Genomic DNA, 15259 nt, shown 5'->3' with positions numbered 1-15259 from the left:
GCCCACTTTGTTTTTGAACAACCAATGAAAGACTAAAATTCATAACTTTAAGCAAAACCTCAAAAAAATGGCAACATTCAACCTGAACATCAACGGAAAAACACAAACCGTGGACGTTGACCCATCCACACCGATACTTTGGGTCCTGCGGGACCATCTGAACTTGGTCGGCACCAAATACGGCTGTGGCATTGCACAATGCGGTGCATGTACCGTCCATTTGGATGGTTCGGCAACCCGATCATGTATGCTTCCCGTTTCTTCGGTCGGTAACTCAAAGATCACAACCATCGAAGGATTGTCCGAAAATGGGGACCACCCGGTTCAAAAAGCCTGGTTGGAAGTGGATGTGCCCCAGTGCGGGTATTGCCAGGCAGGTCAGATTATGACGGCCTCCGCATTACTGGAAAAAAATCCGAACCCTAATGATGAGGAAATCGAAATGGCCATGAACGGCAATATTTGTCGTTGTGGCACGTACCTCCGCATCAGAAAAGCCGTGAAATTGGCAGCAAGCAAAGCATCCTAGTACAACCAAAAATCAACTAAAATGACACTCGTAAAAACACAGATAGGAAGAAGGGCATTCATTAAAAACACCAGTTTGGCTGGGGGTGGACTTGTGCTGGGATTCAGTTTTTTCAATGCCTGCAAGCCCAAGGAGGCAGAGGCCTTGGCCGTTGAACTCGAAATGCCCAAAGAATGGTTTGAGATCAATGGCTACCTAAAAATCGGAGACAATGGTGTGGTCACCATTATGTCGCCCAACCCAGAAATTGGACAGAATGTGCGGACTTCGATGCCCATGATTGTTGCCGATGAATTGGAGATTGATTGGAGCAATGTTGTTGTGGAACAGGCTCCGCTGAACACCAATTTATACAGCTGGCAGGTGGCAGGTGGTAGTAGGTCCATCAGCAGTTCTTGGCAAAACCTGAGAATGGCAGGAGCCACTGCAAGGCAAATGTTAAAGGAGGCAGCGGCCCAAGCATGGCAGGTACCCGTAGGAGAAATTACTGCAAAAGCTGGAGTTTTAACGCATGAGGTCACTGGAAAAACAGCCGGTTACGGGGAAATGGCATCGGCCGCATCCCAAATGGAAGTGCCTGAAGAAATAGAATTGAAAGAAACATCCGAATTCTCGATCATCGGTACCTCAAGAAAAAACGTGGATGGTAAGAAAATTACAACCGGCAAACCCTTGTACGGTATTGATGTGCAACGGGAGGGCATGTTGATTGCAGGGTTGGTGCATCCGCCTGCTTTTGGTAAAAGGCTCAAATCCTTTGATGCGGAAGCAGCCAAACAAATGCCAGGTATTCGTGATGTATTCTCGATTAAATTATACGATGAAGACTTTGACAAAATGGCCTTCCACTTTACCGCATTCAACGAAGTGGTGGTTGTTGTTGGAGAATCCACTTGGCAAGTGTTTCAGGCCAAAAAGGCCATCAACATAGAATGGGAAGATGCACCGGAAGCAACACAACATCTTACCCTTTTTGGCAACAAAATGGAAATGAAACATCCGGCAGGCATGGAAAACTCCGAACAGCACACGGACAAATTGAAAAAAATGATGTCCGGCAAAGGAAATGTGGCCCGTAGGGATGGAAACCCGGAAGAGGCATTTGAAAAAGCGGCCAAAATTATTGAGCGAAGCTATAGTTGTCCTTTCTTGGCCCACAATACCATGGAGCCCATGAACTTTTTTGCCAACGTCACCGAAGACCATGCTGAGTTGTTGGGCCCAACACAGACTCCGGAGTGGATGGAACCTGCGGTTGCAGAACGTTTGGGCCTTCCCTTGGAAAAAGTAGACATTCAGATGACCCGTCAAGGTGGCGGTTTTGGACGCAGGCTGTATGGACATTTTATGGTGGAAGTGGCTGCCATTTCCCAACGCATGAAAGCTCCGGTAAAACTGATGTACACCCGTGAAGATGACATGTCCCAAGGTATTTATCGTCCTTCATATTATGCCACCTATCGCGCAGCCTTTGATGCCGAAAACAATTTGATTGGATTTCATGTAAAAGCGGGTGGCGTTCCAGAAAGCCCGCTATTTGCCAATCGTTTTCCGGCTGGCGCCATTGACAATTATTTGGCCGAAGATTTTACCGTGGACACCAACATAACCACAGGGGCATTTCGTGCGCCACGCTCCAATTTTATTGCAGGAGCGGAACAGTCGTTCTTGGATGAAGTGGCGGAAGAATTGGGCAAAGATCCCATCGATTTCCGATTGGAATTGTTGAAACGGGCCCAAGAAAATCCTGTGGGTGATGCAACAGCCAATGACTATGATGCCGCCCGATACGCAGGAGTTTTGGAACTGGTGAGGGAGAAATCAAATTGGGGGCAGGACCAACCTGGTGTGCATAGAGGGGTTTCGGCCTATTTCTGCCATCAAAGTTATGTGGCCCAAGTGTTGGATATTGTCATGGAAAATAATGAGCCGGTAGTGCAAAAGGTCACCTCGGCCATAGACTGTGGTATCGTGGTGAACCCCGATGCAGCGACCAACATGGCGGAAGGTGGAGTGGTCGATGGCATAGGACATGCCATGTACAGTGGACTCACCTTTAACAATGGTACCCCAGATCAACAAAATTTTGATCGCTATCGTTTAATACGCAATCGGGAAGCGCCAAAGGCAATCGAGACCCATTTTGTACAAAATACCATTGACCCTACAGGAATGGGCGAACCGCCATTCCCACCGATAATGGGTGCATTGGCCAATGCCTTGTATAAGGCGTCGGGCAGGAGGTATTACCACCAGCCCTTTATTACGGATCGGGTATTCAAAGGCTAGGCCGGATTTATGGAGATTCAAGACTTTGGGCCCTGTCGGTGCTCAAAAATCTTGATGTATAACATGGTGGACATTTTTTGGGCGCGGTTTTTGGCAATCCAAGCTCGTTCACCCGTAAAGAGTTGGTCCAGGGTTTCGAACCAAAGATTCATCCATAATCCAAAATGCTCCGGTGTAATGGTGCCGTTCATGGCATCATCCATTTGCTGATGGGCCAAAATGGGGTTGCCTTCGTACGTCCGTTTGAGGAACAGTTGGGTTTCCCAGAAATCGGTAAGGGTATCCAAATGGGCATCCCAATCGTGTATAATCCCATTGAAAATTGGACCTAAAACTAGATCCTTTCTTACTTTAGCATAAAAGGTATGCACCAAGTGTGCTACATCTTCTTTGTTCTCAATTTCTTTCATTCAAAGTTGTAAGTACCATTTAGTTTGATGGGACCAATAGTTCCTTGGTCACAGCGGTTGAATCAATTTTGGCCCGTGAATAGTGTACTGGAAAATAGCGGTCGTTCGCCCAACTTTCAAACAAGTTCTTATAAAATGGGCTTTCAGGATCGCCGGATTGTCCCGGTGCATTGGTGCCGACCGATCTGTCCCAATCGTTCACATCCACAATGATCCGAAATGTGGCACCCGAGGTTTGGTTGTCACGGCTTCCGGTCACTCCTGGAGTGTATTGATTGCCACCCCTGGGCATTTTTACCGTATTCAATTGGGATTGCAATTCTGCATTGACGACATTTCCCAACGGATGGATGTATTGGACATGTTTAAAGTCTGGACCACCATATTTCCAAGTTTCCATTTGCTCCCCGAACTTCTCGGAAAGTGCGTTGATCGCGGAAGCAAAGGTTCCCGTTACATACCGATCTCTCTTTGCAATGGCATTTGGGCCAAACTTCTCCTCGGGGTGTAGCAGCCATTGCATTAATTTGGTCAGTTGAATGTATTCTATTACTTCTTCCGCCTTTGGATCTGGGAAATAGTCGAAATAACTGTTTAACAATTCCCGTTCCCACGTAACATAAATAGCGGCTTCGGCTGAATTTTTGTCCAGCACAAAATCCCAATCGGATAATAGTTGTACGGCTTTTTTGGCGGGCTCTTCGGTAAAAGTCTGTTCCTTCAAAAGGGGTACAAGCGTGCGGGCTGGAAGGGACAAATAATCATTTTGAAGGGCCTTCATGTCCTCCATGGTCAGTTTTTTGCCCGAGCCCAAAACTTCTTTCAAGCGATCACCACGAAAAGGATCGCTCCACATATAGCCAACGGCATCCCATTCCGTATAACTTTCAGGAGTCACATTCTGGTTGGCCGTGGAAATAAAACCGCTTTCGGGATTAAAATCATGGGGTTTCTCTTTGATGGGCAAATAGCCGTCCCACTCGTACCTGCCATCTCCGGGTACCGGGACCAATCCACTAAAATTTCTTCGGACGGGAGCAATGCCGACGGCTTGCCATCCAATATTGCCTTCCTTGTCGGCCCATATCATGTTTTCACCAGGGATGTTGCTAAAATTACAGGCATCCCGGAATTCTTCCCAGTTTTTGGCTTGGTTCATGCGCAACGATGCCAAATAAGGGGAGCTGCCGGGTTCCATCCAGGCACATCGTACGGCATAGGCCACATGGTTGGTGGAATCGATATAGGTTACCGGACCGTGACGGGTATATTTTAAATCCACTTTTTTGGGTTCACTGTTCTTCACGGGGATGTTTTCCGTGATTACTTCCATGTCTTCCCAAGCATCTTTGTATTTGTATTGGTTGGGGTTTTCAGGATTTAATTCGTAGACCATCAAATCTTCCCCATCTGTTCTAAACACAGTCAATCCCCATGCCCCATATTCGTTGTGACCAATGGAAATGCCCGGAATCTCCGGTTCGCCTCCGCCGATCACATCCCAACCGGGAGCGGAAAGGTGCGCCCAATACCGTAGGGAGGGCACTGCCAATGTTCTATGGGGATCGTTGGCCATAAAGGCGTGGCCGTTGGCCGCCAAGGACGGACTGGTGACCCAATTGTTGCTGCCGATCCACATTTTATCCGCTTCCGATTCATTCTCTGGAGCTGAGGTGGTGTACAACGCCAACCCTGTTTCCACGCGATAGGCTGGCAATATATCTTCGGGTTCAAATTTTACGGGTTTTCGATAGGCTTCGTACAATTCCAAAATATTATGGGATAACAAATTCGGGTTGATTGCAGGATCCAAGTCAATTTTTGGTTCTTTGGGATGAAACCAATAATACTCATTTGTTTTTTCCGGTCCCAATTGGGCGACCGCCCTGCCGATTTCCAGTTCATCGGTGATGTTGCCCAACAGGCCCTGGTGTCGGGAAATGACCACTTCAGGCGTCCATTTTTGGGGTAAAATGCCTAAAGCTTTAAAGGTTACGGGCAATAATTCCGGGTTTTGTAGCACTTCTTCGATGTAGGCATTAACCCCATCGGTATAAGCTGTGATGATTTCTTCGCCATCGGGATGGTACTGTTGCATCTCGGTCTTCATATCGCCCCGAAATTTGAACAACCGGGTTCCGATATCCCGTTTCAGTTCCCGTTCTCCCAATATTTCCGCAACGGTTCCCGTGGCCTGTCTTCGCCAAATCTCAAATTGAAACAAACGATCCTTGGCCGCATAATACCCTTGTGCAAAGAACAGGTCGTGTTGGTTGTTGGCATATATGTGGTTGATGCCTACTTCATCCCTGATCACTTCAACAGTATCGGTAAGCCCATCCAAATGAATTGCATTGGGGTCTTCCTGTTTTTTACAGGCCGAAATAACAAAGAAAAGTGCTAGTAGGGTGTTCCGAAGTATTGTCATGGGTTACGGTTTGATGGGTTATTTTAAAATGGTTTAGCCAGTAATGGAATCATTCTTTTTGTGGATGATGTATGTTGTGATTGATTTGACCTTTGTGCCTTTGGCACTTGTGAACTCATAGAAATCCGCAAAGCCATACCTATTTCCGTCCATCATGGTCATTACCCCGTGCACAGCTGCTTCCTTTCCATGGGTGATAATACTGTGAATGGTCAATTCGGTGGCTTTGTTCCCGCTCATTTTTTGAAGTTCGGCTTTAAATTGAGCTTTGCCCGCAATGGGGGAATCGCCCACCAGTGTCCATACCACATTGTCATCCATAAAGGCCATGGCGGTATCCAGGTCATAAGTGACAAATTGGACCGTCAGGTTTTTGATCAATTCCTTTTTGGGTGCGTTGGCACAATCCACTTTGGTATGTAGTTTCATACGGCCTTAGTTTTTGTACATGGAATGCCATCTAAGTTACGCAGATGTTGTTAAAAAATGGCAAAATGGTTGCATATCCCATCAATTCAGGTGATTTCTCGACCCTGTACCCGCAGGTTTTGCTATGTTGAGCCTGACAAAATGGGGTGGGGGATGCTCTTATTCCTTGTTTTCTTGATTATCGAGCAGGGAAATGGCGATTCCTGTTAAAAGTGCCACGGCGATAAACCCAAGGGAAAGCCATTCCGGAAAACTGTAATGATGGGCCAAAATCAGTTTGATGCCCACAAAACTCAGAATGGCCACCAAACTATACTTAAGGTGGTGGAACTTTTTGATCATGTGGGCGAGGAAGAAGTACATCGACCGCAGTCCCAAAATGGCAAAGATGTTGGAACTGAACACCAAAAAAGGATCGGAAGTAATGGCCAATATGGCGGGTACACTGTCCAAAGCGAACAAGATATCGGTAAACTCAATAACCACCAAAGCAATGAACAATGGAGTCGCTGCGGTAATGTGCTTTACTTTAATGAAAAAACGCTGCCCGTCCATCTTCGAGGTAATGGGCATTACCTTTCGCAGGTTTCGGTACACAAAAGATCGTTTTGGGTTAAACGGTCTGTCCTTGTCAACCAACATGCGAATGGCCGTAAAAAGGAGAAAACCTCCGAACACGTAGGTGGTAAAACTGAACTTTTTAATAAGGGCAACGCCAAAGAAAATCATCAGGGCTCGAAAAATAATGGCACCCAAAATGCCCCAAAACAACACTCGGTGCTGGTATTTTTGGGGAATTTGAAAAGAACCGAAGACAACGGCGATCACAAAAATATTGTCAACACTTAGGGACAGTTCTATGAGATAACCGGTTAAGTATTTAATACTGGCCAGCATGGGCGACAGTCCATCCGGATTTTCAATGTGGTCGTTGCCGTATAACCAATAAATCACAAAAGCAAACAATAAGGACAAACTGACCCAAATCGTGGTCCATATCGAGGCTTCCTTAACACTGATGACATGGGCCGTTTTGTTGAAAACGCCCAAATCCAAGGCCAAAAAAGCAAATATTCCAAGAATGAAGATTACCCAAACGATCATATCCTAAAGCAATAGCGACTGCGAAAATACAAAGGGATTCGTGAAGAATATTAAAGATAGATCATTTTTCCAAAAATGGATTTTAGAGAAACTTGGGTTAGTTAAAATCGGGTGTAAACAGCGAAACTGGCTCCTGTCTTCCTTCCAGTTCCATGGTGCCCAAAGGTTGGAGCGTCAAGCCACCCATTGTGGACAACAGAGTTGCCAATCGCCCGGAAACAATGAGTTCTTGGTTGAAGGTTTTGCAGAGTTTTTGGATGCGTGCGGTAACGTTGAGTACATCCCCGGTAAAGAAAATTTCTTTTTTAAGGGCACCGATTTCACCAGTGGTTACATTACCGGCATGTAGCCCGGCCCTGAAGGAAGGAGCCACACCATAGGTCTTTTCAAAATAGGGCCGTTTTTTTTCCAGGCTTTGCTTCATGGTCAAAAAACAATGTAGGCAGTTTTGGTCTTTGAGGCCTTTCTGTTCTTGCCAGGTAATCACGATTTCATCCCCGATGTATTGATACACCTCTCCCCGAAACTGGATAATGGCGTCGGAAAGCTGGTTGTAATAATCCCGTAAGAACTTAAAATAGGCTTGGTGGCCCAATCTTTCGGCCAATGAGGTGGAGGATTGCATGTCCACGAACATAAAAATCCGGGACTCTTCTTTGGGCGCATGGTATTTTCCCGAAAAAAAATTGAGCAGTACATCATGTCCCAAATGTTCACTGATACCCGCGTAGAGCAAAGAGACAAAAATGCTGAAGGTCAACGAGACCATGGTGCTGAGGAATGTGAGGCTACCGAGATAGTTGGATAATTTGGTCAGGACCAGATCATCAAATAGAGAAGTATTCAATTCAATACTGGCAGCCAAGGGATACGTGACCAGATTGATGATCAGCATAAAAATCAAATAAAACCCGGTCTTGTAAAAAATTTTGAGGCCAACCCCCTTGGATTTAAAAAGTTTGCCGAGCCACAAAACTTCAACCGCCCCCATGGCAATTCCAACCACAAACACCGCTAGGGAGGCAAACAGAAAAATGTCCCATGTAACGGTAATATCGGTATCCGGCCTATGGTTTTCATGTCCGGTGGCCATGGCTTCGATAAGAAGAATGAACCAACTCAAAACGAGCCAAATAAGGCCGAACGGCAGAATGCGTTTCATGTAGTACAGCACCTTGGCCTTTTTTACTCGAATCATGTTATAAAGGTAATAGGAATTTGTAATGTGCTGGCTTAAAATGTGACCAAGAGGTACTCCATAATACCGCTAACATGAAAATTGAATTGACCCGATTATCAACGATTGACAAGTCCAACATTATCAATTTGATGAATCATCCTTTGGTTCGCAGACAAATGCCACTTTTTGACGGAGAGTTCAAGCCACGTGATTGTGACAGTTTTGTTGCGGCTAAAGAAAAGTTATGGGACGATTTTGGATTTGGCCCATGGGCTTTTTTGGTCGATGGCCAATTCGCCGGGTGGGGCGGATTGCAACCGGAAGAAGGCGATGCCGATCTGGCCCTGGTACTACACCCGGACTTTTGGGGCTGTGGCAAGGCCATTTATAATAAAATCCTGGAACAAGCTTTTGGGCCCATGGGCCTCAGTTCCATTACCCTTTTGCTGCCAACATCCAGAGTTAGGGTCAGTGGTGTTATTGGTCTTGGCTTTAAGGAAGAAGGGATTGTTACCATCAAGGGCCATCCCTTCAAAAGGTTTCGGCTTAACAAAAGTAACTAGGTCTTTCCCATTCAATTTTAGATATATCAATTTACCAATTTAATTCAGGCTTCGCTACGGATTAATAAGTACTTTAGTTGGGTAATGGTGTCAATCAAGATTCTCATTGTCAGTGGTTTCTATGTTTGATTCGATTGCAATGCACATAACTTGCCCAATAAACAAACACAACATGGAACAGCGAATTTATGAACAGGATTTTAAGGACTCCATAAACGACCCAGAGCGTTTTTGGATGGACCAAGCAGCACAGATTCAATGGTTTCAAAAACCCAAACAAGCACTTGCCAAAGATGAACATGGGTTTTACCATTGGTTCAAGGGAGGTAAATTGAATACCTCCTATTTGGCACTCGATTATCACATTGAAAATGGTCGGGGCGATGATATTGCCCTAATCTATGATTCCCCGGTTACGCAATCCGTGGAAAAATATTCCTATCTGCAACTAAGGGATAGAGTCAGTAGGTTGGCCGGAGGCATGCAGCGGTTGGGTGTGGAAAAGGGGGACACGGTGATCATTTATATGCCCATGATACCTGAGGCGGTAGTGTCGATGCTGGCCTGCGCACGACTGGGAGCCATTCATTCGGTGGTTTTTGGTGGATTTGCACCCCATGAACTGGCCATTCGAATCGACGATGCCAAGCCCAAATTGATCATTACGGCAACTTCGGGGATAGAGGTGGATCGCATCATTCCCTACAAACCTATGGTGGACGAGGCCATTCAAAAAGCAACCCATAAACCGGAACAGGTGATCGTTTACAATCGAAAACTGGGGGCTGTGCGTCCAGACGGAGAAAACGATATCGATTATGCCACCCTCATGAAGATCGCCGACCCCGTGCGTTGGACCGAAGTGGATGCAACCGATCCGCTCTATATTCTGTATACTTCCGGAACCACCGGCAAACCCAAAGGTATTATTCGGGACAATGGAGGGCATGCCGTGGCCATGCAGTACAGTATGAAACATATTTATGGGCTACATCCACGAGAAGTGTTTTGGGCCGCCAGTGATGTGGGCTGGGTAGTAGGACATAGCTATATTGTGTACGCACCACTGATCTATGGTTGCACTACGGTACTTTTTGAAGGCAAGCCTGTGCGCACCCCGGACGCCTCCACATTTTGGCGGGTGATCAGCGATCATGATGTAAAGGTTATGTTTACGGCTCCTACCGCCATTCGGGCCATAAAAAAGGAAGATCCCGAGGGTGAGCTGATCAAGCAATTCGACATGTCGGGATTGCGATATCTTTTCTTGGCAGGGGAGCGGTGTGATGTGAGCACCCTGCATTGGGCAGAAGATCAATTGAACGTTCCTGTTATTGACCATTGGTGGCAAACCGAAACCGGCTGGCCCATAGTGGCCAATATGATGGGATTTGAAACCCATTTCGAAGTAAAACCGGGATCGGCCACCAAGCCAGTTTGCGGTTATAACGTGCAGATTTTACGCGAAGATGGTACCCAGGCCAATCGGGGCGAGGAAGGCTACGTGGCCGTTAAACTACCGTTGCCTCCGGGAACCTTGCCCAATCTTTGGGGGGATGCCGAACGCTTTGTAAAGGGGTATCTCCAAAAATTTGAAGGCTATTATTTTTCTGGCGATGGCGGCTATATCGATGAAGAAGGCTATGTGTTCATTACGGGTAGGGTGGATGATATCATCAACGTGGCAGGATACCGATTGTCGACCGCGGAAATGGAAGAGGTTGTGGCCAAACACCCCGATGTCGCCGAATGTTGCGTGGTAGGCATCGAAGACGATTTAAAAGGACAGATTCCTATGGCCATTGCAGTGCTAAAAGCTGGCTCGGCCATTGAGCATTTTCAGTTGCAGACAGAGGTGGTGGCCGATGTGCGAAAGGAAATAGGCCCAGTGGCTTCCCTCAAGAAAGTTTTGGTGGCCGAGCGCCTTCCCAAAACCCGTTCGGGTAAGATTCTCAGGAAAATAATCAGGGCGATTGCCGATGGCAAGGAATTCAATGTGCCTTCCACCATCGATGATCCAGAAATACTAACAGAGATACAGACCTTGTTCCAAGATCAAATGGTTGGGATTTATGAAAAAAAGGTGCTTTAGGAAATAATGCTTGCCACCCGAATTAGCTTAATTTTTGTTTACCCGATAGGTTACTTTTCGGTTGGTTATCACCGTACCTACTTTCATCGTAAGTGTAGCTTCACTTGAGGTAAGTGCACTGCAACTTGCCGTGGAATTGGAAACCAGAACACGAAATAGGTACCCGGTTTTATCCAACTGCGGTGAGATCACCGAAAGGTTCGCCGTTTGTGTTCCCGAATAGTCGGGTCCATCGACCAGCGCCACAAAATTACTACCGCCATCCGTACTAACTTCCCATTGATAGGTGTCGGTGCCATTGGCCGTTACAGAGAAAAAGCCACTGTTACCAACAATCAAGGTTTGATCTGTAGGTTGTGTGGATATGGAAAATGGTGAAACGGTTATAGTCTGTTCCACATCCAACGTGTTGCCCGAAGCATCGGTGATCCTGTAGGTTCTTGTTATGATTTCCGGATTGGTCCCTCCATCGCTCACATCGCCCACAAAAGTTACGATGGGATTTGTATCACAATTATCAGCTTCATCCGTAACAACGGTTATATCGGCTGCAGGAACATCCGCAGGACAATAAACGGTCAAAGGGGCTGGTGCACTTGCAGTAGGTGGTGTGGGGTCCACGGTAATGGTTGTGCTTGCCGCAATGTTTGGGGGGGGTGGATCACCGGGTATACCACCGTATTCGACCAAATACCCTTGCGGTTGATAAGCGCCACTGGCAGCTCCCGTATTGGAAAGGTCGTTCCACGAGCCGGGCAAACCGACCCCTGGAGCCGTAATGTGTGCATAATCTTCATCTCCGGAATTGTTCGGTTCGCCATTGTTCCAGAATTCATATCCAAAAGCTGTACCAGTAGCATTCCCCCTCCAAAACAAGGTGCCTGCTTCGGGGCCGGTAACCCAATACCAATCGCCTTCCAAAGCTGCATCACTTGCCCCGATCCATCCTGCCCCTGGAGCTTGGGACCCCAAGAGGTCCGATTCTTCCTGGGAAGAAATAGTGGCCAAATACCCCTGCAATCCATTGAACGTTCGTAGCGCGGCCGCATCCCGTGCGTTGGTCCAGGTAATGCCCAAGGAAGGTACATACTCGTAATAGTGGCCCGTAGAGGCCAGGTAATTGGCTTCGTTGAGCACAATGGAAAATGATCTTGTGTCACCCGAGTTCACGGTTGCCGTTGTTTGAAAAACAACAGCGCTGATGGCCGCTTCAAATTCGGCAAGGGTTGCAAGTCCATTCAAGGTTAGCCTTCCTTCCGAAGCACTCCATGTTGCTACAATATTCGGGTGGGTCCCGGTTAAGCTCAAAAGGTCCCCGGTCGCATCATAATTTGATGCAATCTGCACAAAAGCCGCATCAAGTGTTGTGCTGTCGGAATCGGTGATAGAAACACTTTCCACCACTGGGATTGGGCTGCCAGGACAAAATAGTTGGTCTCCTGTAGCCGCAATGGAAGGTGGTTGGTCGCTGTTGATGGTATCGTCCCTAAAGTCGAGGTCGCCCCCGGAATTCAAATCGCCATCAGAATCGGGCAGTATAAGACTGCCGCCCGAGGTGTTGGTGGGATCATCCACAGTACCGCCCGGATCGCCGTAGCCTGTTGTGGTATCCATTCCATCATCCAATCCGTCGTTATCACTATCGGAGCCAGAAAGGGTCAGGGCCGCTTCGGTGGTGTCGTTGGTGCCGTCATTGTCACTGTCCGTGTCCAAAAAATCGGGTGTACCGTCCCCATCGGTATCTATATAGGCAATACCAGCTGTTTCATAGGCATTGTCCAAACCATCATTATCCGTGTCACTTCCTGAAGGGGGCGTATACGCCAAGGAGGTCTGGGCTTCCACATTGTCTGGAATCCCATCACCGTCACTATCCAGATCTTGGTAATTGGGAATCCCATCGCCATCAGTATCCACCGTGCTACAATCAAAGGAACCGCCATAACTGGCACCATATACCCTTGCGCCAACTTGCCATGCAATCACCTTGATATATTGCAAATTACTTCCGCTTACGGTAAAAGTAACTTCCCGAATGGATCCCGGGGTGGTCCCATTGGCACCCACCAGCCAGCCATCGCTTCCTCCAGCGGCTGAGGACCGTTGTATCTGCATATCGGTGCTGGAAACGGCTGGGTCTGCCCCCAAAAAAACACTGACCGTGGTTCCAACCGTAACAGGTTGGTCAAATTGAAGCAGTATTTCCGATTGTCCCTCATAGGTCGATACGGCATTTGCGGCATATGTGGTTCCCGGGTTGCCTTCTGCATTCGAAGGATTGGTGAAAAAGGCAAGATTTGACGCCGTCTGTACATAGTTTCCGCCAAGTCCACCACATTCATCAGAATCCAAGATGCCATCGTTGTCATCGTCCAAATCGGTACTGTCCGGTACGCCATCGTTATCCAAGTCTGGCGCCGAACAATTGGAATATAAAATGGAAAAGGGCACATTTTGTTTGGTAATGGATGGACCCTGATATTGGACCGTCAACGTTTCACCACCTCCATTTTCAAAAAACAGCACCGTTATGGTATGTAGCCCGGCAGTAAGTGTAATGTTTCCAGATCTTTCCTGATTGCCATGAAGGCCATCGTTGCTGACCACTTCTGTGCCATCAATAAATAATTTGGACCCATCATCGGACGAGGTAAAAAAGGTGTAATTGCCCGCAGCATCGATTTGTATGTAACCGTTGTACCTGATGCTAAACGTATCGGCATCGCCCGGGTCTTCTTGGTTTTGGAGCGCGTCCACATCAAAGCTGGTAAACACTCCTGTGCCCAGGGCACCGGATGTTGGAATATTGTCCACGGTATTTCCAGAGGGAACGCTGTCATAAAACTCAAAGTCGATTTCTCCATTACAGATGCCTGAAACACCTGATACAGATACGTTATCGATGAAATATTGTTCGTTGTTGTTATTGTTGAACATGCGGACCCTTATTTCCAGGGAAGTATTTCCGGTGCTGGATAGGTTAACGGTATAGGAAGGGTCCAGTGGGTTGGAGTTGGATCCAGATGCATTCACAAATTGCTGCCAAGAACCGCCATCAATTCGGTATTCACCAATAAAATAATCTTGGCCATCGTCCATTCGGTTGGGATCATTGACCCTGGTGTCCATGTTAAAACTTATGAAGTCGTATCCGGTTATGTCTATGGGATTCACCTGCCACGTACCCACGCCGCCCAAGTTCCGGGCTCGTAGTTCGTTGTTTCGAACCGAAAGACTACCTCCTCTATCCGTTGTCCAGTTCGAGGCAGAAGGTCCTGTTGCCGTACCACTGGTTGTGCCATTGGTGTACGTGAAATTTTCGTTCCAGATTGAGGTTTGTGAAAAGGAAAGGAACGTTCCATACAATAAAAAACAAATAAGTAAAGCTCTTTGGCCATTGAAAAAACTTGGTGTTTTTTCTTTGACAAGCATTGTTGATGTCATTTTCCTTGTTAATTCAAAACAAAACTACCTTTAATAGGATGCCTGTAAAATATTTGTTGTGAAATGGGGAAATGGGTTGGTTAATGACTGCTATTTCTGGGTTTAATCGTGGTTGGGCCATGTGAACCTAGATTTTTTGTGCTATTTCTCTATTGTGACCAGGGGCTAACGGCAATCCAGGGGTAGCCAAATAAAACATTGTCAAATGATTTGTGTGCCACATACTTGCATCTGCATGAATATTTATCGTATATTTGCGCGACTGAACGGATAGAGGAATATTCATGAGGGGACTTTGAGTCCCCTCTTTTATTACTGAAATTTATGCTGAAGGAGAAAGTGGAATCCTTACTGGGCAAGGCTTTGGAAGAGCATCCTTCCTTGTTTTTGATAGATTTTACGATTGGTGGGGACAACACCATAAAAGTGGTGTTGGACGGTGATAAAGGTGTTACCCTTCAGGATTGTATGGATGTAAGCCGAGCCATAGAACACAATCTGGATAGGGAAGAAGAGGATTTTTCCCTGGAAGTGGCCTCCGCAGGAGCAACGTCACCTTTGAAAATGCCGCGTCAGTATACTAAGAATATTGGTAGAAAATTAAAGGTAAGGACCGATTCCGGCGAATTGGAAGGAACATTGGTTCAGGCCACTGACAATAACATTACCTTGGAGTGGAAGGCCCGCGAGCCAAAGCCCGTTGGTAAAGGAAAAGTAACAGTACAGAAAAAACGGGACATCCCGTTTTCTGAAATCCAGGAAGCAAAAGTTATATTAAAATTTTAATTGAA

11 protein-coding genes are annotated in these 15259 nt (G+C 46.7%); 5 read left to right on the top strand and 6 right to left on the bottom strand.

The annotated features are described in order from the left end of the window. The first annotated feature begins 67 nt into the window (after positions 1-67). Complete coding sequence (locus EO131_RS11320; RefSeq protein WP_127021953.1) at positions 68-529, top strand: (2Fe-2S)-binding protein; 462 nt, start codon at positions 68-70, stop codon at positions 527-529. A gap of 21 nt (positions 530-550) precedes the next feature. Next, positions 551-2818 carry a xanthine dehydrogenase family protein molybdopterin-binding subunit gene (locus EO131_RS11315; protein ID WP_127021951.1) on the top strand — a complete coding sequence of 756 codons (2268 nt, stop codon included), beginning with the start codon at positions 551-553 and terminating at the stop codon, positions 2816-2818. A gap of 17 nt (positions 2819-2835) precedes the next feature. Here EO131_RS11315 and EO131_RS11310 read toward each other — a convergent pair whose 3' ends face one another. From EO131_RS11310 to EO131_RS11290, 5 genes are all read right to left on the bottom strand, one after another. Next, on the bottom strand, positions 2836-3228 hold the full coding sequence (locus EO131_RS11310; RefSeq protein ID WP_127021949.1) for a group III truncated hemoglobin: 393 nt from the start codon (positions 3226-3228) through the stop codon (positions 2836-2838). A gap of 19 nt (positions 3229-3247) precedes the next feature. Next, entirely contained in the window at positions 3248-5656 is a 2409-nt protein-coding gene (locus EO131_RS11305; RefSeq protein ID WP_127021947.1) for a penicillin acylase family protein, read from the bottom strand. Between the two features lie 33 nt (positions 5657-5689). Further along, positions 5690-6085, bottom strand: a complete 396-nt coding sequence (locus EO131_RS11300; RefSeq protein WP_127021945.1) for a nuclear transport factor 2 family protein — start codon at positions 6083-6085, stop codon at positions 5690-5692. A gap of 159 nt (positions 6086-6244) precedes the next feature. Beyond that, positions 6245-7189: a TerC family protein gene (locus tag EO131_RS11295; RefSeq protein WP_127021943.1), complete on the bottom strand. Its 945-nt coding sequence runs from the start codon at positions 7187-7189 to the stop codon at positions 6245-6247. 97 nt (positions 7190-7286) lie between these two features. Next, complete coding sequence (locus tag EO131_RS11290; protein WP_241243834.1) at positions 7287-8387, bottom strand: adenylate/guanylate cyclase domain-containing protein; 1101 nt, start codon at positions 8385-8387, stop codon at positions 7287-7289. 74 nt (positions 8388-8461) lie between these two features. Between EO131_RS11290 and EO131_RS11285 the strand changes: the two genes are divergently transcribed. Further along, positions 8462-8932 carry a GNAT family N-acetyltransferase gene (locus tag EO131_RS11285; protein WP_127021941.1) on the top strand — a complete coding sequence of 157 codons (471 nt, stop codon included), beginning with the start codon at positions 8462-8464 and terminating at the stop codon, positions 8930-8932. A gap of 172 nt (positions 8933-9104) precedes the next feature. After that, positions 9105-11024 carry a propionyl-CoA synthetase gene (locus EO131_RS11280; RefSeq protein ID WP_127021939.1) on the top strand — a complete coding sequence of 640 codons (1920 nt, stop codon included), beginning with the start codon at positions 9105-9107 and terminating at the stop codon, positions 11022-11024. Positions 11025-11051: 27 nt separating this feature from the next. On the opposite strand, the gene EO131_RS11275 is transcribed toward EO131_RS11280, so the two are convergent. After that, a complete protein-coding gene (locus tag EO131_RS11275; protein ID WP_206512884.1) occupies positions 11052-14390 on the bottom strand; it encodes a PA14 domain-containing protein in 3339 nt (1112 codons plus the stop codon). Between the two features lie 402 nt (positions 14391-14792). Between EO131_RS11275 and rimP the strand changes: the two genes are divergently transcribed. After that, positions 14793-15254: a ribosome assembly cofactor RimP gene (gene rimP / locus EO131_RS11270; RefSeq protein WP_127021935.1), complete on the top strand. Its 462-nt coding sequence runs from the start codon at positions 14793-14795 to the stop codon at positions 15252-15254. Positions 15255-15259: the final 5 nt, after the last annotated feature.

Origin of the sequence: Flagellimonas beolgyonensis (assembly GCF_003992615.1) — a bacterium.
In the GTDB taxonomy this organism is placed as follows: domain Bacteria; phylum Bacteroidota; class Bacteroidia; order Flavobacteriales; family Flavobacteriaceae; genus Flagellimonas; species Flagellimonas beolgyonensis.
This window is presented reverse-complemented; position numbering and strand designations above follow the sequence as displayed.

Bases quoted from the DNA above. Each gene is read 5' to 3' on its own strand.
- EO131_RS11320 (WP_127021953.1), top strand. From the start codon at position 68: ATGGCAACATTCAACCTGAACATCAACGGAAAAACACAAACCGTGGAC.
- EO131_RS11315 (WP_127021951.1), top strand. From the start codon at position 551: ATGACACTCGTAAAAACACAGATAGGAAGAAGGGCATTCATTAAAAAC.
- EO131_RS11310 (WP_127021949.1), bottom strand. From the start codon at position 3,228: ATGAAAGAAATTGAGAACAAAGAAGATGTAGCACACTTGGTGCATACC.
- EO131_RS11305 (WP_127021947.1), bottom strand. From the start codon at position 5,656: ATGACAATACTTCGGAACACCCTACTAGCACTTTTCTTTGTTATTTCG.
- EO131_RS11300 (WP_127021945.1), bottom strand. From the start codon at position 6,085: ATGAAACTACATACCAAAGTGGATTGTGCCAACGCACCCAAAAAGGAA.
- EO131_RS11295 (WP_127021943.1), bottom strand. From the start codon at position 7,189: ATGATCGTTTGGGTAATCTTCATTCTTGGAATATTTGCTTTTTTGGCC.
- EO131_RS11290 (WP_241243834.1), bottom strand. From the start codon at position 8,387: ATGATTCGAGTAAAAAAGGCCAAGGTGCTGTACTACATGAAACGCATT.
- EO131_RS11285 (WP_127021941.1), top strand. From the start codon at position 8,462: ATGAAAATTGAATTGACCCGATTATCAACGATTGACAAGTCCAACATT.
- EO131_RS11280 (WP_127021939.1), top strand. From the start codon at position 9,105: ATGGAACAGCGAATTTATGAACAGGATTTTAAGGACTCCATAAACGAC.
- rimP (WP_127021935.1), top strand. From the start codon at position 14,793: ATGCTGAAGGAGAAAGTGGAATCCTTACTGGGCAAGGCTTTGGAAGAG.